Origin of the sequence: Nocardia camponoti (assembly GCF_014646135.1) — a bacterium.
GTDB lineage: Bacteria > Actinomycetota > Actinomycetes > Mycobacteriales > Mycobacteriaceae > Nocardia > Nocardia camponoti.
In genome coordinates, this window is sequence record NZ_BMMW01000003.1 from 404,919 (window position 1) to 428,968 (window position 24,050).

24 protein-coding genes and 1 pseudogene are annotated in these 24,050 nt (G+C 65.4%); 12 read left to right on the plus strand and 13 right to left on the minus strand.

Annotated features, from left to right (window positions below):
- Positions 1-97: 97 nt before the first annotated feature.
- The 5 genes from IEX78_RS16690 to pdxH all read right to left on the minus strand — a co-directional run bounded on the left by IEX78_RS16690 (position 98) and on the right by pdxH (position 5,041).
- Positions 98-706 (minus strand): DUF8020 domain-containing protein, encoded by a 609-nt coding sequence (locus IEX78_RS16690; protein ID WP_188829917.1) that lies wholly within the window; start codon positions 704-706, stop codon positions 98-100.
- A 312-nt stretch (positions 707-1,018) separates the two neighbouring features.
- Positions 1,019-1,378: an FKBP-type peptidyl-prolyl cis-trans isomerase gene (locus tag IEX78_RS16695; RefSeq protein ID WP_188829918.1), complete on the minus strand. Its 360-nt coding sequence runs from the start codon at positions 1,376-1,378 to the stop codon at positions 1,019-1,021.
- Between the two features lie 42 nt (positions 1,379-1,420).
- Entirely contained in the window at positions 1,421-2,734 is a 1,314-nt protein-coding gene (locus IEX78_RS16700; RefSeq protein WP_188829919.1) for a citrate synthase, read from the minus strand.
- Positions 2,735-3,029: 295 nt separating this feature from the next.
- Positions 3,030-4,316, minus strand: coding sequence for an MFS transporter (locus IEX78_RS16705; RefSeq protein ID WP_188829920.1), 1,287 nt, complete (start codon positions 4,314-4,316; stop codon positions 3,030-3,032).
- Positions 4,317-4,384: 68 nt separating this feature from the next.
- On the minus strand, positions 4,385-5,041 hold the full coding sequence (pdxH, locus tag IEX78_RS16710; protein WP_229684087.1) for a pyridoxamine 5'-phosphate oxidase: 657 nt from the start codon (positions 5,039-5,041) through the stop codon (positions 4,385-4,387).
- 122 nt (positions 5,042-5,163) lie between these two features.
- Here pdxH and IEX78_RS16715 point away from each other — a divergent pair, with 122 nt between their 5' ends.
- Together IEX78_RS16715 and IEX78_RS16720 are read left to right on the plus strand one after the other, a co-directional pair.
- Entirely contained in the window at positions 5,164-6,288 is a 1,125-nt protein-coding gene (locus IEX78_RS16715) for a citrate synthase 2 (RefSeq protein ID WP_188829921.1), read from the plus strand.
- Between the two features lie 243 nt (positions 6,289-6,531).
- Entirely contained in the window at positions 6,532-7,395 is an 864-nt protein-coding gene (locus IEX78_RS16720) for a polysaccharide deacetylase family protein (protein ID WP_188829922.1), read from the plus strand.
- Positions 7,396-7,455: 60 nt separating this feature from the next.
- Here IEX78_RS16720 and IEX78_RS16725 read toward each other — a convergent pair whose 3' ends face one another.
- The gene (locus IEX78_RS16725; RefSeq protein ID WP_188829923.1) at positions 7,456-8,091 is read right to left on the minus strand and encodes a hypothetical protein; all 636 of its coding nucleotides are present in this window, start codon (positions 8,089-8,091) and stop codon (positions 7,456-7,458) included.
- Positions 8,092-8,210: 119 nt separating this feature from the next.
- On the opposite strand from IEX78_RS16725, the gene serC reads away from it, so the two are divergent.
- The 3 genes from serC to IEX78_RS16740 all read left to right on the plus strand — a co-directional run bounded on the left by serC (position 8,211) and on the right by IEX78_RS16740 (position 11,486).
- Positions 8,211-9,332 (plus strand): phosphoserine transaminase, encoded by a 1,122-nt coding sequence (gene serC, locus IEX78_RS16730; protein ID WP_188829924.1) that lies wholly within the window; start codon positions 8,211-8,213, stop codon positions 9,330-9,332.
- Between the two features lie 384 nt (positions 9,333-9,716).
- Complete coding sequence (gene sepH, locus IEX78_RS16735; protein ID WP_188829925.1) at positions 9,717-10,724, plus strand: septation protein SepH; 1,008 nt, start codon at positions 9,717-9,719, stop codon at positions 10,722-10,724.
- A 57-nt stretch (positions 10,725-10,781) separates the two neighbouring features.
- On the plus strand, positions 10,782-11,486 hold the full coding sequence (locus tag IEX78_RS16740) for a DUF6928 family protein (RefSeq protein ID WP_188829926.1): 705 nt from the start codon (positions 10,782-10,784) through the stop codon (positions 11,484-11,486).
- Here IEX78_RS16740 and IEX78_RS16745 read toward each other — a convergent pair.
- The 3 genes from IEX78_RS16745 to IEX78_RS16755 are packed head-to-tail and all read right to left on the minus strand — an operon-like array spanning position 11,480 to position 13,048.
- Positions 11,480-11,722, minus strand: coding sequence for a DUF2537 domain-containing protein (locus tag IEX78_RS16745; RefSeq protein WP_188829927.1), 243 nt, complete (start codon positions 11,720-11,722; stop codon positions 11,480-11,482). The genes IEX78_RS16740 and IEX78_RS16745 overlap by 7 nt on opposite strands.
- A 53-nt stretch (positions 11,723-11,775) precedes the next feature.
- Positions 11,776-12,579, minus strand: a complete 804-nt coding sequence (locus tag IEX78_RS16750) for a TrmH family RNA methyltransferase (RefSeq protein ID WP_188829928.1) — start codon at positions 12,577-12,579, stop codon at positions 11,776-11,778.
- A gap of 31 nt (positions 12,580-12,610) precedes the next feature.
- Entirely contained in the window at positions 12,611-13,048 is a 438-nt protein-coding gene (locus IEX78_RS16755; RefSeq protein ID WP_188829929.1) for a MarR family winged helix-turn-helix transcriptional regulator, read from the minus strand.
- A gap of 62 nt (positions 13,049-13,110) precedes the next feature.
- Between IEX78_RS16755 and IEX78_RS16760 the strand changes: the two genes are divergently transcribed.
- Both IEX78_RS16760 and IEX78_RS16765 read left to right on the plus strand, forming a co-directional pair.
- Positions 13,111-13,359, plus strand: coding sequence for a DUF2530 domain-containing protein (locus IEX78_RS16760; RefSeq protein WP_188829930.1), 249 nt, complete (start codon positions 13,111-13,113; stop codon positions 13,357-13,359).
- Between the two features lie 69 nt (positions 13,360-13,428).
- Positions 13,429-14,061 carry a TetR/AcrR family transcriptional regulator gene (locus IEX78_RS16765; protein ID WP_188829931.1) on the plus strand — a complete coding sequence of 211 codons (633 nt, stop codon included), beginning with the start codon at positions 13,429-13,431 and terminating at the stop codon, positions 14,059-14,061.
- On the opposite strand, the gene IEX78_RS16770 is transcribed toward IEX78_RS16765, so the two are convergent.
- Together IEX78_RS16770 and IEX78_RS24320 are read right to left on the minus strand one after the other, a co-directional pair.
- Positions 14,058-17,210: a sacsin N-terminal ATP-binding-like domain-containing protein gene (locus IEX78_RS16770; protein ID WP_188829932.1), complete on the minus strand. Its 3,153-nt coding sequence runs from the start codon at positions 17,208-17,210 to the stop codon at positions 14,058-14,060. The genes IEX78_RS16765 and IEX78_RS16770 overlap by 4 nt on opposite strands.
- Positions 17,211-17,914: 704 nt before the next feature.
- Positions 17,915-18,661, minus strand: a pseudogene (locus tag IEX78_RS24320) (DUF3027 domain-containing protein); the annotation flags it as partial.
- Positions 18,662-18,669: 8 nt separating this feature from the next.
- Here IEX78_RS24320 and IEX78_RS16780 point away from each other — a divergent pair.
- The 3 genes from IEX78_RS16780 (at position 18,670) to IEX78_RS16790 (ending at position 21,959) form a co-directional block, all read left to right on the plus strand.
- Complete coding sequence (locus IEX78_RS16780) at positions 18,670-19,446, plus strand: glutaminyl-peptide cyclotransferase (protein ID WP_188829934.1); 777 nt, start codon at positions 18,670-18,672, stop codon at positions 19,444-19,446.
- 411 nt (positions 19,447-19,857) lie between these two features.
- Positions 19,858-21,429, plus strand: a complete 1,572-nt coding sequence (locus IEX78_RS16785; RefSeq protein WP_373291614.1) for an MFS transporter — start codon at positions 19,858-19,860, stop codon at positions 21,427-21,429.
- Between the two features lie 20 nt (positions 21,430-21,449).
- Positions 21,450-21,959 (plus strand): DUF2771 domain-containing protein, encoded by a 510-nt coding sequence (locus tag IEX78_RS16790; protein WP_229684050.1) that lies wholly within the window; start codon positions 21,450-21,452, stop codon positions 21,957-21,959.
- Between the two features lie 29 nt (positions 21,960-21,988).
- Here the strand turns inward: IEX78_RS16790 and IEX78_RS16795 are convergent, their stop codons facing one another.
- Complete coding sequence (locus IEX78_RS16795; protein ID WP_188830251.1) at positions 21,989-22,411, minus strand: cold-shock protein; 423 nt, start codon at positions 22,409-22,411, stop codon at positions 21,989-21,991.
- 131 nt (positions 22,412-22,542) lie between these two features.
- Here IEX78_RS16795 and IEX78_RS16800 point away from each other — a divergent pair, with 131 nt between their 5' ends.
- Positions 22,543-22,782 carry a hypothetical protein gene (locus tag IEX78_RS16800; RefSeq protein ID WP_229684051.1) on the plus strand — a complete coding sequence of 80 codons (240 nt, stop codon included), beginning with the start codon at positions 22,543-22,545 and terminating at the stop codon, positions 22,780-22,782.
- A 381-nt stretch (positions 22,783-23,163) separates the two neighbouring features.
- Positions 23,164-23,784: a transglycosylase family protein gene (locus tag IEX78_RS16805; protein ID WP_188829937.1), complete on the plus strand. Its 621-nt coding sequence runs from the start codon at positions 23,164-23,166 to the stop codon at positions 23,782-23,784.
- 72 nt (positions 23,785-23,856) lie between these two features.
- Here IEX78_RS16805 and IEX78_RS16810 read toward each other — a convergent pair whose 3' ends face one another.
- Positions 23,857-24,048 carry a hypothetical protein gene (locus IEX78_RS16810; protein ID WP_188829938.1) on the minus strand — a complete coding sequence of 64 codons (192 nt, stop codon included), beginning with the start codon at positions 24,046-24,048 and terminating at the stop codon, positions 23,857-23,859.
- Positions 24,049-24,050: the final 2 nt, after the last annotated feature.

Here is a 24,050-nt window from a genome sequence, read left to right on the forward strand (position 1 = left end):
GGCTGAGTCGGTCGGCGAGTACTGCTCAATTCAGCGCCCCCGCAACCATTTTGGTCGGTACGCCCGCGCTACCAACAGCGCGGGCGAATCCCCTACCTCAGGGCAGCACCTGCGGAATCACATCCGGCGCAACCGCACCAACCACCGCGCCAATCAACGCACCGAACAGCGCGTTCGTGAGCACGCCAATCGCCGCGCACGGCAAGTACCCGATGATGAACGCCGCCAGCGCGGGCAAGCACAGCACCGCGCCGACGATCGCGCCAACGCCAGCGCCTGCCGCCGCGCCGTTATGGATCGGGTCGGAGTCCTGTGAGCCGGGAACCGTTGCGATAGTTCGCAATTCATCGGCTGCCGGCTTAGCGACCTGCGGCGTGATCGTGATGCCACGCCCGCCTTCGGCGATGGCCGTCGCGAAGGTGATCGTGTTGCCCCCCGCTGTCGCGAACGAGGCAGGGATCGTGGTGATCGCTGCCCCCGTTGGCGATTCGAGAACAATCCCGCCCTCGGGCGAAGCGACGAACCGGCCGCTGTCGACCGACGCCGACACCGTCTTCAGATCGGGTGCCACTTCGGTGCGGTACCCAACACCTTCGGCCGTCCCCGCGCTCCCCAACCCAGCCGCGTACCGCACCGCCTGGTCATCGTTAGCGCTCGCATTCCCCGCGCCAACGAGCCCAACCGCAACCACGATGGGCAATGCCACCGCGACCGAGCGCTCCCTCCCGAAACCCCCTGGGCAATGCGTCGACTCCCCCGGGTGAATCGAATCAAACTCACTGTCATGGACGAAGCATTCATATCCGATGACCGGCCCTTATAGCAAACAGATACAACCGGTTTGGTGAGGCGCGCCGAACGACACGAATAACTTCCCCACTTCGACTCACAAAAACCAAGTGACCGGATTGGTTTGCGCGAACGGAACGGGGCCGCAGCCACCCAGCTATCACCAGGCAGCCAAACGTCAACGGGCCCGCACTCTTCGAAGAGTGCGGGCCCGTTGAAAGAACCAAACTTACTTGGCGTCCAGCAGATCGATCACGAAGACCAGCGTCTTGCCCGAAAGCGGATGGCCGGCGCCAGCGGCGCCGTAAGCCAGCTCCGGCGGGATGGTGAGCTGACGGCGACCGCCAACCTTCATCCCCGGAATGCCTTCCTGCCAGCCCTGGATCAGGCCACGCAGCGGGAAGGTGATGGACTCGCCACGGTCCCACGACGCGTCGAACTGCTCGCCGCTGTCGAATTCAACGCCAACGTAATGCACCTCAACGGTGCCGCCGGGTACTGCTTCCTTGCCGTCGCCCTCAATGAGGTCGGTGATCACGAGCTCGGTGGGCGCGGGGCCCTCCTGGAATTCGATCTCCGGCTTGGTCATATGCACTATCCCCTTCGATAGGTCTTGGCAGTTAGCGAGCGATTAACGAGCGTCGATCTCACGGTAGTCGCGCTCACCGTAACCGGTGTAGATCTGGCGCGGGCGGCCGATCTTGAGCGGCTCGGAGTGCATCTCACGCCAGTGCGCGATCCAGCCCGGCAGACGGCCCATCGCGAACAGCACGGTGAACATGCGGGTCGGGAAGCCCATCGCGCGGTAGATGACGCCGGTGTAGAAGTCGACGTTCGGGTACAGGCGACGCGAGATGAAGTAGTCGTCCGACAGGGCGGCCTCTTCAAGCTGCTTGGCGATGTCGAGCAGCTGGTCGTCGCCACCGATCTTGGACAAGATCGTGTCGGCACACTTCTTGACCAGGGTCGCGCGCGGGTCAAAGTTGCGGTAGACGCGGTGCCCGAAGCCCATGAGCTTCACGCCGTCTTCCTTGTTCTTGACCTTGCGGATGAACTCCTTGACGTCGCCGCCGTTGGCCTTGATCTCGTCGAGCATCTCAAGCACGGCCTGGTTGGCGCCGCCGTGCAGCGGGCCCCACAGCGCGTTGATGCCACCGGACACCGAGGTGAACAGGTTGGCGTCGGAAGAACCGACGAGACGCACGGTCGAGGTTGAGCAGTTCTGCTCGTGGTCGGCGTGCAGGATCAGCAGCATGTCGAGCGCGGCGGCGACCTCAGGGTCGACCTCGTACGGCTCGGCGGGGAAACCGAAGGTCATGCGCAGGAAGTTCTCAACCAGCGACAGCGAGTTGTCGGGGTAGAGGAACGGCTGACCGACCGACTTCTTGTACGAGTACGCGGCGATGGTCGGCAGCTTCGCGAGCAGCCGGATCGTCGACAGTTCGACCTGCTCAGGGTCGCGCGGGTCGAGCGAGTCCTGGTAGTAGGCCGAAAGCGCGTTGACCGCCGACGAAAGCACCGGCATCGGGTGCGCGTTGCGCGGGAAGCCGTCGAAGAAGCGCTTGAGGTCTTCGTGCAGCAGCGTGTGACGGCGGATGCGATCGGTGAAGTCGTCGAGCTGGGCCTGGGTCGGCAGCTCACCGTAGATGAGCAGGTAGCTGACCTCGATGAAGGTGGACCGGCCAGCGAGCTGGTCGATCGGGTAACCGCGGTAGCGCAGGATGCCCGCGTCACCGTCGATGTAGGTGATGGCCGACTTCGTCGACGCCGTGTTCATGAAACCGGGGTCATAGGTGACGTGGCCGGTGCTGGCGAGCAGCTTGCCGAGGTCGAAACCGTCGTTGCCCTCGGCGGCCTTGGTGACCGTAATCGGGAACTCGCCGCCGGGGTACTGAAGTACCGCCTTGGCGTCTTCGGCGACGTTGTTGATGTTCTCAGCGGGCACGGAAGGATCCCTCTCAGGCTAGTTGAGATTCTCGCCGAGCCCTGAAACCCGGCGCGTAACCGTAGGCCCCGATGCGGTCGGCATACGGTGCGCTTGCGCTAACGCTAGCGCTAGTCGCGGCGATATGAGCAATCAGGGTTGCCCTCTGCCGTCCTCACACCCGCCGGTGGCCTCGGTGAGGTTGCGGTAACTGGTCGCGCCGCAGGTCACGCCATCGATCATCCCATCGCATCGCCCTCCTGCCACACTTTGTCGCCGAGCATTGGTTGATTCGCGTAATTCGGTGTCGCACAAGCTATTTCACTACCGGTTCCGACTGGGCACGCGTCGTCATGCGATACCGCACGAACGCTGGGAACGCGAGCGCCGCGATCACAACGCCGATGACAACGAGGACACCGCCACCTGCCGCCGCAACAGCGGTACCCAGGCTCGCGGCGGCAAAACCGTGGGCAACATCACCGACGCGCGGACCGCCAGCGACGACGACGATAAAGACCCCTTGCAAACGCCCTCGCATCTCGTCGGTGGACACCGTCAGCAGCATCGAGGTTCGGAACGCCGACGACACCATGTCGACCGCCCCGCCGAACGCGAGGAACCCGACCGCGATCCACAACCACACGCCAAGTCCGAACACGTGCCCGGCAAAGCCAACGGCCAAACCGAACCCGACCATCGCGAGCCCCCACAGCACGATGCACACGATCACCGCGAGGCCCTGGCGCCGGATGCGCGGCACCCAACCCGAGAAAACACCACCGAGCACCGCGCCCGCCGAGATCGCCGCGAAAAGCAGGCCAAGCGCGAAACCGCCGCCCGCGGGGTCACCGAAGGTGTCGTGGGCGATCTGCGGGAAAAGCGCGCGCGGCATGCCGAAGACCATCGCGATGATGTCGACGACGAACGACGCGAGCAGGACGCGTTGGCCGGTGAGGTAGCGGAAGCCGTCGATCACCGAGCGCAGGCCAGCGCCGCGTTTTTCGCCGGTCGGCGGGAGTGCCGGGAGTCGCCAGACGGCCCACAGCGTCGCGAGCAGGGCGATCGAATCGATGAGATAGAGCATCGGCAACCCGATGACCGGGATGAGCATGCCAGCGAGCACTGGTCCGGCGATCATGCCGACGTTCTGCACGGTCATCGCGAGCGAACTGGCCGCCGCGATCTGTTCGGGCGGAATGAGTCGGGCGATCGCGGCGCTGCGCGTTGGCTGATTGACGGCGAAAAATGCCTGTTGAACAGCGAAGAGTCCGAGCACGAGCCACACGTTGTTCACGCCGAGCGCGGCCTGAATCCAAAACGCGACGGCGGTGATGCCCGTGCCTGCGGTGGTGACGACGAGCAGCCAGCGTCGATCGAGCGCGTCGGCAAGCGCGCCGCCCCAGAGTCCGAAGATGACGAGCGGCACGAGCCCGAACACGCCAGCCAGCCCGACGTAAGCCGAACTTTGGGTGATTTCGTAAATCTGCTGCGGCACCGCGACGACCGAGAGCTGGGCACCAATAACGGTGACGATGTTGGTTATCCACAGCCTGCGATAGTCGGGATATCGCAGCGGGGTCGTGTCGGCGAGCAGTTTCACTTACCGGACGCTAGCCCGGCCATACCTTCGCGCGAAGGGTTGCGCTCGGTGAGAATCACCACGAGACATTAGGGCTGCAAACGGTCGATCGATGTCGTATCGCCATCGATGCGGACCACGATCCGATTGTGTAGCCGACCGCTGCGGCCCTGCCAGAACTCGACCTCGTCGGGACGAAGCAGGTAGCCGCCCCAAAACGGCGGGACCGGGATGTCTTCGGTGTCCGCGAACCGCCGCGTGACGTCGACGAGCGATTGGTCAAGGTCAGCGCGACTCGCGACCGTACGCGACTGCGCCGACGCCCAAGCGCCAAGGCGCGATCCGCGGGGGCGCGAGTCCCAGTACCGCTGCGTGACCTCGGGCGCGACACGTTCGGTTACCCCGCGCACGTGGACCTGTCGCCCAAGCGCGGGCCACACGAATGTCGCGGCCGCGTACGGGTCGGCGGCCAACTGCGTGCCCTTCGCCGAATCGAAATTCGTATAGAAGGTGACACCTTCCGGCGAGAGCCCTTTACACAGGACCGTCCGCGCGACGGGACGCGGAACGGGCCCGGTCAACGACACCGTCGCGAGCACCATCGCGTTCGGTTCGGCGACGCCAAGCGCGGTCGCCTGTTCGAGCCAGCGACGCAGCAGCGGTTCCCAGCCGTCATCGAGCCAGGTCTCGTCTAAATCGGTTTCCTCGACCGCGCCACGCGCGGCGATGCCGTAATCAACACGCATATCGGCCAGGTCGGGAGCGGTCGCCATGGTGGGTTCGGAGGCAGGCATGGGGCCGACGTTACTCCTGCGTATCGCGGGGTTATGGTGAGCGAGATCGGCATGCCCCCGCAAGGAGAGTCACTATGACTACCAGCTCGGTTCCTCAGGATTTCGTCAGCGGTTTGGAGGGTGTTGTCGCCTTCACGACCGACATCGCCGAGCCAGATAAAGACGGTGGCAGTCTGCGATATCGCGGCGTCGACATCGAGGATCTTGTCGCTAATCGCGTCACGTTCGGCGACGTGTGGGCGCTGCTCGTCGACGGCGAGTTCGGGCGCGGATTGCCGCCCGCCGAACCGTTCCCGCTGCCCGTCCACACCGGCGACGTGCGCGTCGACGTGCAGGCTGGCCTTGCGATGCTCGCCCCGATTTGGGGATACCAGCCGCTGCTCGACATCGACGACGAAACCGCGCGCGACAACCTGGCCCGCGCTTCGGTGATGGCACTTTCTTACGTCGCGCAGTCGGCGCGTGGCATTTACCAGCCGGCGGTTCCCCAGCAGCTCATCGATGAATGCTCCACTGTCACAGAGCGATTCATGACGCGGTGGAAGGGCGAACCGGACCCGCGCCACACCGCGGCGATCGACGCCTACTGGGTTTCGGCGGCCGAGCACGGCATGAACGCGTCGACGTTTACCGCGCGCGTGATCGCGTCGACCGGCGCCGACGTCGCCGCTTCGCTGTCGGGCGCGATTGGCGCGATGTCGGGCCCACTGCACGGTGGGGCGCCCGCGCGCGTATTGCCGATGATCGAGGAAGTCGAGCGAACCGACGACCCGCGTGGCCTGGTCAAGGGCATCCTTGACCGCAAAGAAAAGCTGATGGGCTTCGGCCATCGTGTATACCGAGCCGAAGATCCGCGCGCCCGCGTGCTTCGCGCGACGGCCAAGCGCCTAGACGCCCCGCGCTACGAGGTTGCCGCCGCACTGGAACAGGCCGCACTCGCTGAGCTGCGCGAACGTCGCCCCGACCGGGCGATCGAGACCAACGTCGAGTTCTGGGCGGCGGTGATTCTCGACTTCGCCGAGGTCCCCGCGCACATGATGCCCGCGATGTTCACCTGTGGCCGCACCGCAGGTTGGTGCGCGCACATCTTGGAGCAGAAGCAGCTCGGCAAGCTGGTGCGCCCAGCCGCGATTTACACGGGCCCGGGCCCGCGCACGCCGGAAGAAGTAGCGGGCTGGTCGACAATCGCGCCCGCATAGGGCTTCGCACCACCAAGATCATCAGGCTCTCAGGGAGAAATTTCGACCCCAATTTCGTACCTGAGAGCCTGGTGATCTTGAACCCTCCCTGGGCAATGTCGGTGAGCACGCTCTGGTGGCGAATGCCACTCGGCCGATGCCGCCACCAGAGCGTGCTCACCGATTAGCAAGCGTCGTAGCGCGAAGTCCACGGGTATAGCGGTAAAGTTTGCGTGTTTAATCCGGCCTCTTGGGGGTATAGGGATGCGCGCAACATGGGTGTCGCGACGTGGGTTCTTTGCGGTTGGGGCCGCTGTTGCCGTTGGGGCGTGTGGTGCGCCCGCCGAGAACGCCGAGCCACTTTCCAGCTCCGTCGCTCCCCCCGTAGGCGCACCGGTTTCCACCGTCGCAACGCCGAAGCTTGTTGCCACGCCGCAGCCCTCGCCCGCTGACATCGCCGCGCGCTACGCGGGACAAAAACCCCAAGTGTGGGGCACCGATTTACCTGGGATCACCAGCAGTTTCGCCGCCAACGGCAAACAGCTCGTGCTTACCCTCGACGCCTGCGGCGGTGTCGGAAACAACGACATCGACCTCACGCTGATCGACTTCCTCAACGACAACGGCATTCCCGCGGTCCTGTTTTTGAATAAGCGTTGGGTCGACGCAAACCCGGGCCGCGTGGTTCAACTCGCGAGCAATCCCCTGTTTGAACTGGCCAATCATGGTGTCGCGCACCGGCCGCTTTCGGTGAACGGCAAGGCCGCCTACGGGATCGCGGGGACAACGTCGGCGCAGGAAGCGGCTGACGAAGTGTGGGTCAACCACGAGCGCATCGCCGAACTCACCGGCCGCGCGCCGCGCTTTTTCCGTCCCGGGACCGCGCACTACGACGACGTCGCCGTTCGACTGTGCACCGAATTAGGGGAAACGCCACTGGGATTCACCGTGAACGCCGACTTCGGTGCGACCGCGTCGCCGGCGCAGGTGCAGCAGGCGATGAAATCCGCGGCTCCGGGTGGGGTGATCCTCGCCCACATGCACCGGCCCAAATCGGGGACGGCAGCGGGAATGAGCGTCGCGCTACCCGCACTACGCGCGGCTGGCTACACGTTCGTAAAGCCTTAATACAGGCAAAGCTCCGGGACGCACTGGTTCATGCGAGCCCGCTGAACCGCGCGATGCAGGTCAGATAGCCGCGAAGTCGATCGCGACCGACTCACCACGGTCAATCGCGAAAAAAGCCGCCGTCACCCGCGTTCCAAGCGCGATTCGGCCAACCGCCGCCAACGGCACCGGCTGGATCAACCGCACCCGCCATGACTTCGGCACATCAAAAGCGCGCATTTCCAAGTCCAGCCGCATTACCGGATCGCCGCGACCAGCGAAGTCGCATGCGGTTGGCGTGATCGCGAGCACCGTTGCCTCGGCCCGACGACCATCGCGCAAAATCTTGGCCGCCGCCCGACTCCCCGACCGCGCGACCGGCTCGGCGACAAACAGCGCGACGCGCTCCCGATGACCAGGGTCGACCCGACAATCCACTTCGTCGCCCGGCTGCATCCACGCCAGATCCTGGCTACGCATCCGCTGCCATACCCGGGTGTCGCATGACTGTCCATCGGGCAACCGCACCCGTACCGCGAATTGGTAGCCGCCCTTTCCTCGACGCGAGCTCGTCGCAAGCACGGTCGCGGTAGCGGGCAATCCCCTGATCAGCAGTTCTCGACGCGCGCTCTCCGTCAGCAACCTTGGCCTTTTCCCGAATGCCAAGGCGAGCCGGTCGAGCAGGGTGGGACGTGAGTCGACCACAGCGAGGCTCATAGCGAGAGAGTAATGCGAACACGGTCCGCTCATTGGCAAACTCTGGCAAATTCCACGCACTCACCCAGGCGCTCCACCCGACCCAAAGGGCCTCGATCGCCACTACTAAACTCGCCCCTATGACCAGTGCGTTCCCGACCATTCCCGCCGACCTCAAGCCCGCCGACGGACGGTTCGGCTGCGGCCCGTCCAAGGTCCGCCCGGAGCAGCTGCAGTCCCTGGTGACTGTTGGCGCTTCGGTGTTTGGCACCTCGCATCGCCAGAAGCCGGTCAAGGACGTCGTGGCGCGCGTGCGCAACGGCCTGCGCGAGCTGTTCTCGCTGCCCGAAGGCTACGAGGTTGTGCTCGGCAACGGTGGTACCACCGCGTTCTGGGACGCCGCCGCGTTCGGCCTGATCCGCGAGCGTTCGCTGCACCTCACCAACGGTGAGTTCTCGTCGAAGTTCGCCTCGGTCGCCAAGGGCAACCCGTTCATTGGCGATCCGATCGTCATCTCGTCGGAGCCGGGCAGCGCGCCGGTGCCGGTGTCGGACCCGTCGGCCGACCTCATCGGCTGGGCCCACAACGAAACCTCAACGGGCGTCTCGATTCCGGTGTCGCGCCCTGCCGGTTCGGAGAACGCGCTTATCGCCATCGACGCTACCTCGGGCGCGGGCGGTCTTCCGGTCAACATCGCCGACTCGGATGTCTACTACTTCGCGCCGCAGAAGTGCTTCGCCGCTGACGGTGGCCTGTGGATCGCGATCATGAGCCCGGCCGCGCTTGCTCGCGTTGAAGAGATCAAGGCATCGGGTCGCTGGACCCCCGAGTTCCTTTCGCTGCCGATCGCGATCGACAACTCGACCAAGGACCAGACCTACAACACCCCGGCGCTCGCCACGCTGCTGCTTTTCGCCGATCAGATCGAGTGGATGAACGCCAACGGCGGCCTCGACTGGACCGTGAAGCGCACGCTTGATTCGTCGTCGCGCCTGTACTCGTGGGCCGAGTCGAGCGACTTCGCCACCCCGTACGTCACCAACCCCGAACACCGTTCGCAGGTTGTCGGCACCATCGACTTCAATGATGACGTCGACGCCGCACAGGTCGCCAAGATCCTGCGCGCCAACGGGATCGTCGACACCGAGCCCTACCGCAAGCTCGGCCGCAACCAGCTTCGTGTTGGCATGTTCCCGGCGATCGACCCGGAAGACATTTCGCAGCTGACTCGTTCGATCGACTGGGTTGTCGGAAACCTCTGACGGTAGCCAGGGTGCGATTCCCGTTGTTTCGCTGCGGGAATCGCACCCTAGGTTTGAGACTTCTGTTTTGAAACCTTCTGCGTAGGGGCCTTACGCCACTAGCGACGGAATCGAGTTTCCCGGTGGGCACTTCGCCCGAATTGACGGGGCTCGTAATTCGCAACGTTTGCAGTTCGCCGCTCCACTTTGATGTTGATCTGTCACCAAAAGCCCTGGCCAGCAACATAATTCGCGCGCAAAGCCGCTAAGATTAGCCGCACAGACACCGCTCGTGCGCGATTTAAGCATGCGTGTCTGGCACCTTCACCAAGTACTGTGCACTACTGTCAAGGAAAGTGGGCAGTGTACGAACAGTGCCGGGGCCGACGCGATTGGGAGGTAATAGTGCGTGATCTTCGAGTGATCGGGGTGACGCCTGACTCCACGCATATCGTGTGCATCGACGCCGAGTCTGGTACCAAGTTCCGTCTGCCCGCCGACGACAAGTTGCGTGCCGCTGCCCGTGGCGATCTCGCGCGTTTCGGTCAGATTGAAATCGAGACGGAAGCCTCGATGCGGCCGCGCGATATTCAAGCGCGCATTCGCGCTGGCGCTTCGGTCGAGCAGGTCACGCGCGAGTCGGGAATGTCGGCAAGCAAGATCGAGCGCTTCGCCTACCCCGTTTTGCTTGAGCGCGCCCGTGCCGCTGAACTCGCGCAAAAAGCGCACCCGGTGCTGCCCGACGGCAAAGCACCCGAGACGCTGCATGAGGTGGTCACCGCCGCGTTCGCTGAGCGTGGGCACACCATCGAAATCGCCGAATGGGACGCCTGGAAAGACGAGAAGGGCTTCTGGGTCGCTCAATTGCAGTGGCGCAACGGCCATTCCGAGATCGCCGCGCATTGGCGCTACCAACCGGACGCGCACGGCGGTTCCGTTTCGCCGCTCGACGACCCCGCTGCCGACTTGATCGACCCCGACTTCGGTAGGGCGTTGCGTGGTCTCGCGACGATTCTGCCGACGCCCGCGTCAGCCGAGCCGCCGCCGGTCGCCGATGTTCGACGTGAACCCGTCGCGCCGGTTGCCGCACGTCAGCCGACGATCGAGGAGTACTACGAGCAGCGCCAGGTCGCCGCTGGTGGGGGCGCGGCACCGGTTCCGCCGGTCACGCATCCGCCGATCACGGCTACGCCGACGCCCGCGCCAGCGCCGATCGTCGCGACGCCCACGCCTGCCGTCCAGCCTGCCGCGCCCGCGATGCACTCGCCGCCCGCGGTGCCAGCCGAACCCCCGGTGAAAACGCCTGAGCCCCAAGCTGATTCGGACGTGAAAGCCAAGCGGCAGCGTCGGGGTAAAGCGCCGATGCCGTCGTGGGAAGACGTTCTGCTCGGCGTTCGCGGCTCCGGGCATTAAGGGCTCAGGGCACTAACCAACGCTAGTCCGACCACGAAAGCTCGGAGGTGCGGCAAAGTGCTCGGCAATGCGTCAACGCTGTGGTACGTCGACACCGACGACCCGGTCGAATTGCTGCGCGCCGCACCGGAATCCGACCCTATCGCCGCCGCTGCCCTCGCGACCCAGCTCTATCCCGAACATGACGTCCGACCGATCACCGTCGGCACGCTCGCCGGATGCGCTGGGCCCAACCGCGACGAGGTGTACATCGGGTCATATCCGGGCCTGACGGTGGTGTGCACGGCCGAGGCCGCACTCGTGCACCCAACCAAGCTGCCCGATCTGTTGGTTCGGCCGCTCGCTTCGGAACACACCTACCTCGTCTCGTTCGACACCGAGGTGCACTGGGGTGCGTTCGCGCATTGGGAGCGTGGGGAATTTCGGCGCTCGTTCAGTTCAACCAGGGTCGATATTTTGGAGAACGAGGGACTTCCACTCGTCTGGGAACGCCCGTTTTGGGCGGGCGAGCACGCGGTCGCGCAGCCGTCGGTTTCGCGGTCACTGCCGTTCGACGCGGCCGACTTCGCGGATGCGGCGAACGCGCAGTGGTTGGGATACCGGTATCTCGAAGCCACTGACGAAGAACGGATCGACCCACGCTCGCTGGCGGTCAGCGGGTTCACGTTGTATCCGAAAGGTGCTGCACCAGCGCCAGTTACACCGGCAAAGCGTGGTTGGTCTGGGCCGCGATGGCTCAGGCGTGGAACGGCGCGTCAGTAGATCGCGACGAAAAGCAGTGCCGCCCAACCTAATCCGACGCCGACTGCTCCCCCAGCAACCACCCATCGCACCGTCGGCGTGAATCGCCACGGCCACGCCGTGTACCCCGCCGCAGCGCCAGCGATCACGTTCACCCCGATCGCGAGCAGTGGGTGGACCTCGGCGAGCGCGACGCCAAACGCGAAAACCGCGACCGCGCCGAGTGCCGCGACAAGCACGGCAACCGTGATTCCCATTGCCCACGGCACCGCATCGGGTTGGGCCCGGTATGGCCCGCCCGGCGCGGGACTCACGACGTGCGCACCCGTTCATAGAACGCCATCGCCGCCGCCGTCGCGACGTTGAGCGAGTCGGTGCCGGGCGACATCGGAATGCGGGCGCGCACGTCGGTGGCGCGCATCGCTTCCTCGGTAAGACCGGGGCCTTCCGCGCCGAGCAGCAATGCGACCCGTTCGCCGGTCATCGCGGTCGCGAGATTCACTGCGTCTGAGTTCGGGGTGAGCGCGATGATTTGGAAGCCACGGTCACGCAAGAGGTCCAGGTCGGCGGGCCATTTCGACATTTGCGCGAACGGCACGCGCAGCACGTGGCCCATCGACACACGCACCGCGCGGCGGTACAGCGGGTCGGCGCAGCGGTCGCCGAAAAGGACGGCGTCGGCACCGAGACCAGCCGCGTTGCGGAACATCGACCCCAGGTTCTCGTGGTCGTTGACCCCTTCGAGCACCGCGACCGTGCGCGCGCCGTCGAGCACTTCGTCGACGGTCAACTCCGCAGGCCGTTGCGCGACAGCGAGCACGCCACGGTTGAGGTGAAACCCGACGATCTCGGCCATCACCTCGGCACTTGCCCGGTAGTAGGGCACGTCGAGGTCGGCGAGGTCGTCGGCGAGAGGTTCGAGACGCTTGTCCACCCCAAGCAGCGCGCTTGGGGTGAACCGCGACGACAGCATCCGTTGCACGACAACGACGCCCTCGGCGATCACCAATCCTTTGCGACCGGGCAGGTCAGGACGGCGATCCGCGGAGGACAGATCGCGGAAATCATCGACCCTAGGGTCGCCTGGGTCGTCGATGTCGATCACTTCGGCCACGCGCCCATCCTGGCACGCGACTTCGGCGCGACTACTCCGATTCGTTGACGATCTGGTTCATGATCGCGACGGCCTCGTCAAGGACAGCCAACTGCTGCGGCGATAGGCACGACAGCTGCTCGGTCATCCATGCTTCGCGCGCGGACGCTTCGTCTTCGATCAGTTCCCGACCCGACGGCGATAGCGAGACGATGATCTGTCTGCCATCGGTGGGGTGCGGCTTGCGCTGCACCAAATCGAGGTCGGTGAGGGAGGCGATCACGCGCGTCATCGACGGGGGTTGCACGCGCTCTTTGCCTGCGAGCGTTCCCGGCGTCATCGCGCCATCACGCGCCAGCGTCGCGAGAGCCGACAGCTGGGTGAGCGAAACCTTTGCGTCGGAACGGCGTCCGCGCAGGTGTCGCGTTAGCCGCACGACAGCCAGTGAGAGATCCCCGGCCAGGGTACGGACGTCTGATGGCGTTGTCACAGTGCAGAACTCTACGGTACGGAGGTTACCCCTGATGGGTTTCGGGTCGCTAGGCTTTGGGTATGGACCAGCCCCCAACCCCCGTACCACCGCGTTTGCCGCCCGGTTTGACCGATCCTTGGCCCGTTGTGTCAGTTGGGTTCGTCCTTTGGGCGGTCTCGGTTGCCACTGTTTGGCTCGTGCCCGCATGGGCTGATGCCCGACCGGTCTGTTTGATGGGGCTGTTTGTCGGTGCGCTCGGCGTTGGCATCTTCTCGCTGCAACGACGTTCGGCGCGAAGGGGCGATAAAGGCGCGCAAGTCGGTCTTTAATTCAGTTGCCGAGGTTATTGCCGGACAGGCGAATTGACCTTTCGCGTTGTGCGCGATTAACTCACTGAGGTGTCCACCCGACTGAGCGTCGAAGATCGGCGAACCCATCTGATCGAGGCCGCGATTGGCCTTGCCGAAAAAAAGGGTGTCGCGGGTGTGACCACGCGCGATGTCGCGCAAGCGGCCGGTGTCTCGCTTGGTGTGGTGCATTACTGTTTCGAAAACAAGGACGCGCTGATGACCGAGTTGGTCAAAGCGTTGTCGATGGAATTGCGCGATTCTGTTGATGCGGATGATTCGGTTTGGGCCGACGCCGGAACCGGAATAGAGGCGCTTCAGAAATTAGTTCGCAATGGTTTGGAGTTGATGTGGCGCAACATCGAAGCCACTCCCGAACGCCAGTTGCTCACCTACGAAACAACCACCTACGCCCTGCGTGAAGGTGAGGCGACGCCCGCGAAAATCGCGATCGCGCGCGAACAGTACGGGTTCAACGACGCGACCGTTGCCGACGTGATCAGTCACTGCACCGACGCCACGTCAACGCGATTCACCACGCCCGTCACGGTGTTGAGCCGGTTCATTCTGAACATGATCGACGGCATGGTGTTGCGGTGGCTTGTCGATGACGACAGCGAGGCGGTTGCCGCGCAGCTTGATCTGCTTGCGGAAATGGTTGCCGCGCACGCGGATTCGCTTTAAGCCTTTAGGTGCGTTGTTCCGTCGAGGTCGATCCAGTTTGTGACCGCGAAAGTGCCATCAACCGCGCCGGTCAGGCGAACTTCTAGCTTTTCGTCGTGGATGTACAGCGCCTGGTTGGTGTCGGTTGGGCTCCACAGTTGACGCCAGAGGATGCCCAAAGGTTCTTCGGCCCAGGTTGTTTCTCGACCCTGGGTGACCACTTCCGCGCGAACCTGGTGCGAGGCGAGCGGGAGGTCAAGTAGCTCGGCCAGTTCGGCCGGGTGACTGTCGGTGACGACAACGCGGTCGTGTGGGAGTACGAGGCCAAGGCTCGGGTTGTCAAGGACCATTGCCGATTCGTTGACCGCACCGTTGAGGGTGCGGACCTGGTGTGGCGGGTCGATGTCGGTTGGGTCGAGTTCGCCGGTTGCTACCGCTTTCGCGAGTCGGGCGTGCGTTTGCGCGACCACTTGGGGCGTCGGGGTGTTCGCTGGGTCGGCGAGCGCGTCGAGGAGTTCCTCGGCGAGCGCGGGGGTGATCTCGCTGCTGTCGACCAGGAGGTGTTTAAGCGCGTCGGCGTCGGCGCTGTCGAAAACTGGGAGAAGACCGGCGAATTCGGTGTCGGCGGGGTGGCGGTAGCGGCCGATGGGGAGGCCGTCGATCACAGCGTTGCGGCTGAGCCACCATGCGGTGTAACCGGTTGGGTCAGCAAGGAGTGGGCGCGTGCGTGGGTCATCGAGCAAGTGGCGCAACGCGATTGGCCAGTTGTCCTCGTCGACTAGGTCGAGGTCGCGGACCGCGTTGAGCTCGGCGGGCTCGGATTCGAGGGTCGCCCACCAGGATTGCTCGTCGTCGAGGTTGTGGTCGGGGCCAAGTGGGTCGGCTTCGGTGACGAGCTGGAAGCCCCAGCCAACACCGATCGCGCGCAGCGGCGCTTCGCCGTAGGCGTCAACGAAGGCTTGATCGACGGTGCCGAAGGGTGAGTCGGGCGTCAACACCTGTTTTAGGGGCGCGTTCGGCAGCAGGAGTTCGTCGATCGGACGGGATTCGCCTGTCTCATCGGGTAATTCGAGTTCCGACAGCCACGCCGGGATGTGGGTCGCGAACGGGGCGAGCTGGAGGACCGCGTCGATGGTGTCTTCATCGGCGGGGTCGTCTTCGATGAGGTCGCGCAGTGCCGGGTCGTTGAGCAGGTCATCGGCCGTCGCGCTGCGTGCGCCGAGTTGGGCGAGCAGGGGGTGGGCAGCGTCGGGATGGACTAGTCGCGCCCAGTGGACCGGGGCGGCGACGGTGAGCTGGTCATCGAGGACGACGGTGCGCGGGCCGGTGACGAGCCTGCCGTCAGCTAGCGGCACCGGGAGCGCGCCGAGTTCGTCGGCGGCGCGGGTATCGGTGGCGAAAGGGGCTAGGGCGCTGTAGAAGTCGCGCCACCAGGTTGGGTCGCGATCGAGGCCGGTCGCGTTGTCGACGAGCGTGGCTGGGGTGAGGTTGGCGACGCCGAGGGTGGTGAGCTTTTCGCGGGCGGCGCGGGTGGAGAGTTCGGGGATGACTAGGGCGTCGATGAAGTTGGCGACGCGGGCTAGGTCGGGGGTGAGGGCGGGGAAAAGGGTTGCGCGAGTGGGGATTGCTGTTGCTGTCCCCGCGCCCTTCGGCCCAAAAGGTGCGAGTGATTCTTCGCCGGGTTGGTCGGCCGTGGACGGGTGCGGCTCGGCGGAAGCGGGTTGCCCGGGCTGGTCGATCGTGGACGGGTGCGGCTCGGCGGCTGCGGGCTGGACTGGCAGCCAGTCTGAGGTGCGCAGTTCGGCGATGATGGCTTCACGGAGGGTCGCGTCGACCTCGCTGCGGGCGAAACCCGGTGTGGGGACGAGGGTTAGGCGGTCGCGCGGGGGTAGGGCGCGGGCGAAGTCGACGTATCCGTCAGCCAGTGCGGGCAGGTTCGCGCCGGGGAGGATGCGGCGGCGGTCGGGTTGCATGGGGATGCGATCGGCGATGAGAAGTGCTGGGAGAGAAAGCTCTTCGTCGGACCGGGTGGGCGCTCTAAGGACGTCGTGTGGGGCGGCGACGGGGCGACCGTTTTTCAGCGGGAGGAGCCAGCGGGCGTTGGGGGCTGAGTATTGCCACCAGCGCTTGGTTGACCCGTCTGGGTAGGTGATAGTGAATTCGCTTAGGGCCGAGTCGCTTTCGGTCGCGGACGTGGTGTTAGGCCGAGCATCGTCGTGCGGGTCCTGCGCTGCTTCTTTGGCCGTTTGGCCCGTCGATCCGCGTTCAGAGCCGACGTCAACGGGCTCTTGCTGTGCGCTGCTGGATGTCGCGACGGGGTCAAAGAGGTTCCCCTCGGACGGGACCGGCGTATGGAGCGCGACGGCCGATGGATCGAGCGGGGCGCTGGGATCGGGAGCCTGCTGGTCAGGCTCTGCTGAAGCAGCGACGACGGACGCAAGGGGCGCGGCGGGCTCCGGGGAAGCGCCTAGTGCGGCCGCCGCGCTTAGGTAAGCATCTTGTTCTGACGTGAACGGGTCTTTATCGGTCGCGCGCGAGAATGTGGGCGTTGTTGTTGCGCTGGTAAATTCAGCGCCGTCGATGCTGATGCGGCGCAGCGCCGGCAGTTCAAGGAGCAGGTCCGGGGCGTCCGATCGCATTGTCGTGAGCAGAGCCGCCTTGTCGACTCCTGGGCGCAGGTCGATGACTACCTCGGTCGCGGTGCCTTCGACCGGCGCGTTCTCGGTGGGCCAGACCAGGCGCAGCACTGGCGGCTGCTCGGTGGCATTAATTGCACTCTCGCTCAACGCTTTTCGCGTGCCCGAGTCCGAGAAGCGGATCGAGCCCGTTGTCGAGCGGACCTCAATCTCGTCGCCAACCGTGCGCACCGCGGTGAAGCCGACGCCGAACTCGCCAACCTGATCGGCACTTGTTTTCGCGGAAGCGCGCAGCGCGGCCAGGGCGTGCACGCCCGAAAGTTCAAGTGGCGCACCGGTATTCGCGACATGGAGCTGGTTACCGTCGAGCCACACCATGAGCTCGCCAGCCACTCCCGCTTTCGTCGCGGCGTCGGCCGCGTTTTGCGCTAGTTCGGTGAGCAGCCGGTCGCGGTAGCCAGCGGCGACCAGGTCGGCCTCGGTGGCGCTGTCCTCACGCAGTCGCGTTGGCGAATCCCGCCACGCCGCGAGCACCCCGGCCCGCAGCGCCGCGGTCCCGAAGGGATCCGCGCCCGCAGATGCGTTCAGGATGCCACCGGCGATCCGTGCTCAGTCGCGGAGTTGGACGCGTCCGCGTCGGCCTCGCTGGCCGTCGCCGTGGAGGCATCCGCGAGGTCCGCAACGCCAGCAGCAGGCTCAGTGTCGCCCGTCTCGGCTGCGCCGTTAGCTACGCGGTCGTCGGCAACCGCCGCGCTAGATCCGCGCGCGTCCTCGGCAGCCTCTGCTGTCTCTGCAGCGACGTCCACGTCGACAGCGCCACGCTGAGCGGCTTCCGCGTCCGCAGCGCTCGAAGTCGCGTCAGACGGGCCAGCCTCTGTCACCACGTCAGCCGGGCTCTCGATGGCCCCGTCGATGACCACGCTCGCGGCACCGTCCACGTCGACGGTCTCGTCAGCATCGCCCGTATCTGCGGCGCTGACCCCGCTTCTCGGAGCCTGCGCCGCGTCCACAGCAACGTTCGCATCGACAGCGGCAGCGGCAGCCGGGGCGGCTTCCGCGTCCGTAGCTGCGTCAGGCTGGCCAGCTTCTGGCACCACATCAGCCGGGGTCTCGGCAACCACGCTCGCGGCGCCGTCCGCATCGACGGTCGACGGCCCGTCAACGTCGCCCGACGCACCCTCCGGCGACAGCACTCCCGGCGACATCGCCGTGAAGTCGTCGCGTACCGGGTCGCGCAGCTCAACGATCTCAACCGCGTGGTCGTCGAATGCCTCGAAAAGTGGGGAACCGTTGCCGCTCGGCGCGACGACGTCCGAATGCGCGCCGCAGCCGTAGTTCACGTTCACTACCCGGCCGTCCGCGCCCATCGCGTTCGCGCACACGCCGAACGACTCGCGCAACGCGCCAGCCAGCGGCACGTAAAAACCGCACAGTCCGCAGGGGGCGGGCGCGGCCTTCGCCATTTCCGTGTCCGGACCGAACTCGGTGAACCAGCGTTCGGCAGCTTCGGCGCGACCTTCGCGGCTGAGCACCTGAACGCGGCCGAGGCCGACTTCGCGGGCGAGTTCGTCGATGACGGGGTCGCCGGTCGCGACGTACCCGGGCACAAGGCGCGGGTCGTTGGCGGGTGGGGCGAGGAGGTCGCCGGGACCGAGGTCGCCGGGACGAACCCGCTGCTCCCACGGGATGAATTCGGGGGTGGTCAGGGCGTCGGGACCGGGCAGCAGTGCCGACTCGCTGACCGTCGCGTGGGTCGCGCCAGGCGGGGCAGCGACAACGACAGCCCACTGCCAGCCTCGGTAGCCGGGAAGGGTGGCTTCGAAGCGGTGGGTGGCCGCGGTTTCATCTTCGGCATTCACGCCGAGATGCCCGCCAACCCCTTCTGGCTCCAGCTCGACGAGCGCACGAAACGCGACCTCAGCCGCGTCGAGGAGAACGGGTCGCACACCGGACTCTGAAACAGATACAGCGCTCACGGCATACATTTTGCCGTATGAAGCGCAATCAGAGTTCGTTGGCCGTCGCAGTGCTGGTCAGCATGGTCGGCGCGGGCGCGTGTCGGGCGGATGCGGGGCCGCAACCGGCGCGGCTTGGCGTCGAGGTGTTGGCGACAACGCCGCACGACACGCAAGCCTTCACGCAGGGGTTCGAGGTGGTCGACGGTGTTCGCTACGAGGGCACCGGGATGTGGGGTCGGTCGACGATCACCGCGACCGACAACGCCACCGGCGCCGAACTCGCGCGCGCCGACCTGCCTGCTCCACTGTTCGGCGAGGGCGTGACACGCGCGGGCGACATCGTCTGGCAACTCACCTGGCAAGACGGTCTCGCGATCGCCCGCGACCCCAACACCCTCGCCGAGCAACGCCGCGTGCCGTACCAGGGCGAAGGGTGGGGTCTGTGCGCGCAGCCGGACCGCCTCGTGATGAGCGACGGCACCGAAACCCTCACCTTTCGCGACCGAGTGACGTTCGAAAAAGTTGGTTCCGTCACGCTGACGAACTATCCGGGCGCGAAGCCGAACGAACTCGATTGCGCACCCGACGGCACGGTTTACGCCAACAATTATCAGACCGACGAGATTCTCCACATTGATCCACAGACCGGTCGCGTGCTTGCTGTTATTGATGCACATGGCCTGCTCAGCGACGCCGAACGCGCGAACGCCGACGTCCTCAACGGCATCGCGCACATCCCCGGCACCGATCGGTTCCTGCTTACCGGCAAATACTGGCCGCACGTTTTCGAAGTTCGCTTCGTCCCGCGGTAGCTGGCGAACAATAGTTATCGGGGGCTCGCCGAGCCGCATGCGACCGAACGGTAACCGGCGACGTGCGCCAGAATTGACACTGTGAGTCCACTGTCGTCGCGCGATCCCGCCGGTCCCGGCCGTGGCCGCCGCGACGGTGTCGGCGACCAGCCGGGACTGGCTCACCCTGGCTACGGGCATTACCCGCCGCGTGGCGATGCCCCGATCGACGAGCGCAACGGACAAGGGCGCAAGGTGTTTCCTCATCCAGACCAGGCTGTTCGCGTTTCGGTCACGCGGGCGCGCTGGGCGTTTTGGCGCGCGGAACCGACGGATGCGGCGGCGGCGCGCATCGCTGCCGACCAGGCCGGGCGCGCTCGTGACGCGGCGCAGCGTGGTCGCGCTGCTTCGCCCGAACCGCCGACGGCACGCATCGCCCAAGCCGGACAACCTCAGCGCGCCGATCCAGGGAAAGCCGACCCTGCGACGATCCCCGCAGACCAGCCAGGTCGCGCGCAACCAACCGGCACGCGCGAACTCCCCCAACAAGCCGGCGACCAACCTGCGAACTACCCGCGCAAACTCACCGTCACCCGCGTAGCCGCGATGCGTGGCCGCGAACTCACCGGGCGCGGCATCGCGACCTTCCAGCGCGCGGCTAAAGCGGACGGTGCCGACAAGTCCGGGCTGACCGCGCTCACCTACGCGACGATCGCGAACTTCGCCGTCGACGCCGCGATCGCCGTCGCGCTCGCCAACACCCTGTTTTTCGCAAGCGCGACAGCCGAGTCGAAAACTAAGGTCGCGCTGTATTTGATGATCACGATCGCGCCGTTCGCGGTGATCGCGCCGCTGATCGGTCCCCTGCTCGACCGACTGCAACGCGGTCGAAGACTCGCGCTCGCGACCACGTTCGGCCTGCGCGCGGTATGCGCGGTCCTACTGCTGCTGTTTTTCCACACGTGGGGTTTGTATCCGCTCGCGCTGTGCATGCTGATCGGGTCGAAATCGTTCGCGGTGCTCAAGAGCGCGGTCACGCCGCGTGTTCTGCCACCGGGCATCGACTTGGTTCGCACCAACTCGCGGCTCACCGTTTTCGGGCTGGTCGTCGGCACGATCGGCGCGGGCACGCTCGCCGGACTCACCGCGATTGTCAGCGATTCCACCGGCGTGTTGCTGCTCGCGACCGGTCTCGCGATCGCGGGCGCGGTGTTGAGTTTGCGCATTCCGTCGTGGGTTGAAGTGACCGAGGGCGAAGTCCCAGCGACGCTGAAATATCACGGTGCCGACGCCGACACCGAGGTGCTCGCGCCTGGCACTGAGTCGCTGGTTCCGGCGCGCAAACGTCGTCAGCCGCTCGGACGCGCGGTGGTCACCGGGTTGTGGGGCAACGGGTCGATTCGCGTCCTGACCGGCTTTTTGACCTTCTATATCCCGTTCGTCGCCAAGGGTTCAGGCGGCAGCCCAACCGAGCAGGCCCTCATGCTTGGCGCCGCGGGCGCGGCTGCTGGCCTTGGCAACTTCGCCGGCAACGCGACCGGCGCGCGCCTCCAACTCGGGCATCCGACCAGAATCATGCTCGGCTGTGTCGCCCTGTGCGTCGCCATCGCGATTTTCGCGGCGTTCACCGGCAACCTTTTTGGCGCGGTCTGCGCGGCGTTCATCGCGTCGGGGGCGAGCGCGCTGGCGAAGGTTTCGCTTGACGCGGCGATCCAAGACGACCTCCCACCGGAGTCGATCGCGTCCGGATTCGGCCGGTCAGAGACGGTTTTGCAGCTCAGTTGGGTAGTTGGCGGCGCGGCGGGCGTGCTGCTGCCCATCGAATTCTGGAAAGGTTTCGCGGTGATCAGCGTGGCGCTCGTCATCGGCGGAATCCAAACCTTCGTCACCTACACCGGGCATTCACTGCTGCCCGGTCTCGGCGGCAACCGACCACAACACGCGAAGCAAGAAGTGCCAGCGGCACATCACGGAAATCACGGAACAGGAGACCCCCAACGGTGAGCAACCTCAGCGTTCGTCAGGTGCTCGCGCTGGTCGCGGCGGGCCTAGCCGTCGTCGTCTTTGCGACGGCGGGAATCGTCGGTTACGCGGTGCACAAGGCGCCGAAGTCGGAGCCGGTGATTACCGCGTATGCGAACGGGAAGACGATCGAGGTCGCGCCTTACCTGTACTGCACGGTGCGGATGCTCGATTGCACCGAGGGCGATTCCGCCACATTGCCGGTAAGGAAGGGCTACCCGGTCCAGTTGTCGCTGCCCGACCAAATCGTCAAATCGCCCTGGCTGATCCAACTGATCTATTTGCGGCCCGACAACTCACGAGCCGACAAGATGATTCAGGTGGACCGCGTTCTCAGCTTCGTTGACTTCCCGGCGGGCGTGCATGCGCTGACGATCGATTCGCATCCCGAAGAGGACTTGCGCCTTGCCGGCATCGAAGTGGGCCTGCCGATCCTGATTCGTGACAGCGCGACGGGCCAGGAAAGTTATATGCCCCACGCGGCGTGGTCCATCGCGACGCCGGAGGCGTGATCACGATGCCCCACGCGCGGGGCCGCGGTCTAGTGATCAAGCTCCCGCGCGACCGCACGCACCACTTCGGAAATCCGCTGTGACATCTTGCGGTCCGGGTACTTGCCGCGACGCAAATCCGGCTGCACCTTCGTTTCGAGCAGCGTGATCATGTCTTCGACGAGCCCGTGCAACTCATCAGGCGACTTGCGCGGGCCAGCGTCTTTACGCGCGGTCGGCGACGCGCCGTTGCCGCCGCGCACGCTCGGCGGCGCTTCGACGAGTTTCACGCTGAGCGCCTGCGGTCCGCGGCGACCCGCTGCCATGCCAAATTCGACGCGCTGACCGGGCTTGAGGCCTTCAACACCTTCGGGTAGCGCCGATGCGCGGACATAGACGTCCTCGCCCTCGTCCTGGGAAAGGAAGCCGAAGCCCTTTTCGACGTCGTACCACTTCACCCTGCCGGTCGGCACTGCGCTCACCCGTCCATCGTTGCCAATTAAGCCCGAAAAGAACGCGCCCCCCAACCAGGCAGGACGCGCGATAGTTCGGAGAGTCTACCCCGGTAGCGATGTCGCGAGCACATCAGTTTTACGGTTGCGCTGTGCCAAATACTCCTCATCCCGGTTCGGGCGGTCAGCGACGGCGTAGCGACGTGTTATTGCGGATCGCGATGGGCCTGTTCGGGATCGGCATCATCTCGGTTATCGCGATTTTCGCGGTCACGCTTATTACGGGCAACGCGCCCGGCGTGTGGCTGTATCTCCTCGCGATGCTGACCCCGGTCGGGCTACTGCTCGGCATCTTCTTCGCGCTGTGGTCGGGTCGGCAGGCACGTAAGTAGCGACGCGCGCCCGGTTATGCCCCGGATGGCTTTACAAAACTGTGAGCTTGATCACATCACAGACTGGTTACGAAGTGTGCGCACGTCGGTCGCACCCCACCAGCACCGCGACTACCTGCGCGGACATGTCATGGATCACCCTGAGACCTCGCTGACACCCGTCAGGGCAATCCCGGACCCGCCGGTTACCAAATAGTGACATTCGCCCAAGACCGTCGTACCGTTCATCTCAGCCCGAGGGACACCTCGGAACCACCGGCCCGCCGCATCGAACCTCGCCCCGCGGGTACCGGACCCCGATTGAATCAAGGGGTGAGGGCGGACCGGGAGACCTCTCAGTCCGGACCACATGCAGATGCGTACGAGAGGAAGAAACCCGATATGAGTGGACGCCATCGCAAGCCGACCTCCACCGGGCGCACTGCTGCCAAGGTCGCCGTTACCGGCGCGATCTTCGGCACCGCAGCCGCTGCCCTTGCTGGAAACGCCAGCGCGGCCCCTGACTCCGACTGGGATCGTCTCGCACAGTGTGAAGCAGGCGGCAACTGGGGCATCAACACCGGCAACGGTTACCAGGGCGGTCTGCAGTTCTCGCCGTCTACCTGGAACGCCCACGGTGGTGGCCAGTACGCCGCGACGGCCAACCAGGCCTCCCGCGAAGAGCAGATCGCGGTTGCCGAGAAGGTGCTCGCATCGCAGGGTTGGGGCGCATGGCCGTCCTGCTCGTCGCGCCTTGGTTTGAGCAGCGGCCCCTCCGAGCGTGCCGTGCCCGGCAACTCGTGGACCCCGCAGATCTCTGTTCCCGAGGTCAACGTCCCGCAGGTGCAGGATCCGAGCGCGCAGGTGTTCACCGCCGTCGATCGGGCTCTCGAAGTTGTGCAGCAGCAGGGCATTTCGGTGCCGCAGCCCGCACGCGACTTCCTCAACGGCGCGAAGGGTTCGCAGCTCGACCCCGCCGTTATCAATTTCTTCCAGGCGAACAAGGGCCTCCTGCCCTCCTAATTCGCTCGCAGTACGAAAAAGCCCGCATCCGATATTCGGATGCGGGCTTTTTCGTGTTCTTTCCCGTCCTGATTACACCCGGTTGATCGTGGTCTGCGGGTGCACGTAGGGCAGCTTGGAAGCCGGGAGGGGAAACTCGGTTTCCTCACCGAAGGGCGAGAGATTACCGGCGCGGGTCGACGCGAGTTCGGTGACGGCATGTTCGCCATCGGGCAACTGAGGCCAGCCGTTGTCGACGTAAGAGTTCTTCGATTTGTTCACCACGG

Bases quoted from the DNA above. Each gene is read 5' to 3' on its own strand.
- IEX78_RS16745 (WP_188829927.1), bottom strand. From the start codon at position 11,722: ATGGGAATCACGGTTGCCGTGCTTGTCGCGGCACTCGGCGCGGTCGCG.
- serC (WP_188829924.1), top strand. From the start codon at position 8,211: ATGACCAGTGCGTTCCCGACCATTCCCGCCGACCTCAAGCCCGCCGAC.
- IEX78_RS16805 (WP_188829937.1), top strand. From the start codon at position 23,164: ATGAGTGGACGCCATCGCAAGCCGACCTCCACCGGGCGCACTGCTGCC.
- IEX78_RS16715 (WP_188829921.1), top strand. From the start codon at position 5,164: ATGACTACCAGCTCGGTTCCTCAGGATTTCGTCAGCGGTTTGGAGGGT.
- pdxH (WP_229684087.1), bottom strand. From the start codon at position 5,041: ATGCGTGTTGATTACGGCATCGCCGCGCGTGGCGCGGTCGAGGAAACC.
- IEX78_RS16695 (WP_188829918.1), bottom strand. From the start codon at position 1,378: ATGACCAAGCCGGAGATCGAATTCCAGGAGGGCCCCGCGCCCACCGAG.
- IEX78_RS16760 (WP_188829930.1), top strand. From the start codon at position 13,111: ATGGACCAGCCCCCAACCCCCGTACCACCGCGTTTGCCGCCCGGTTTG.
- IEX78_RS16720 (WP_188829922.1), top strand. From the start codon at position 6,532: ATGCGCGCAACATGGGTGTCGCGACGTGGGTTCTTTGCGGTTGGGGCC.
- IEX78_RS16780 (WP_188829934.1), top strand. From the start codon at position 18,670: ATGAAGCGCAATCAGAGTTCGTTGGCCGTCGCAGTGCTGGTCAGCATG.
- IEX78_RS16725 (WP_188829923.1), bottom strand. From the start codon at position 8,091: ATGAGCCTCGCTGTGGTCGACTCACGTCCCACCCTGCTCGACCGGCTC.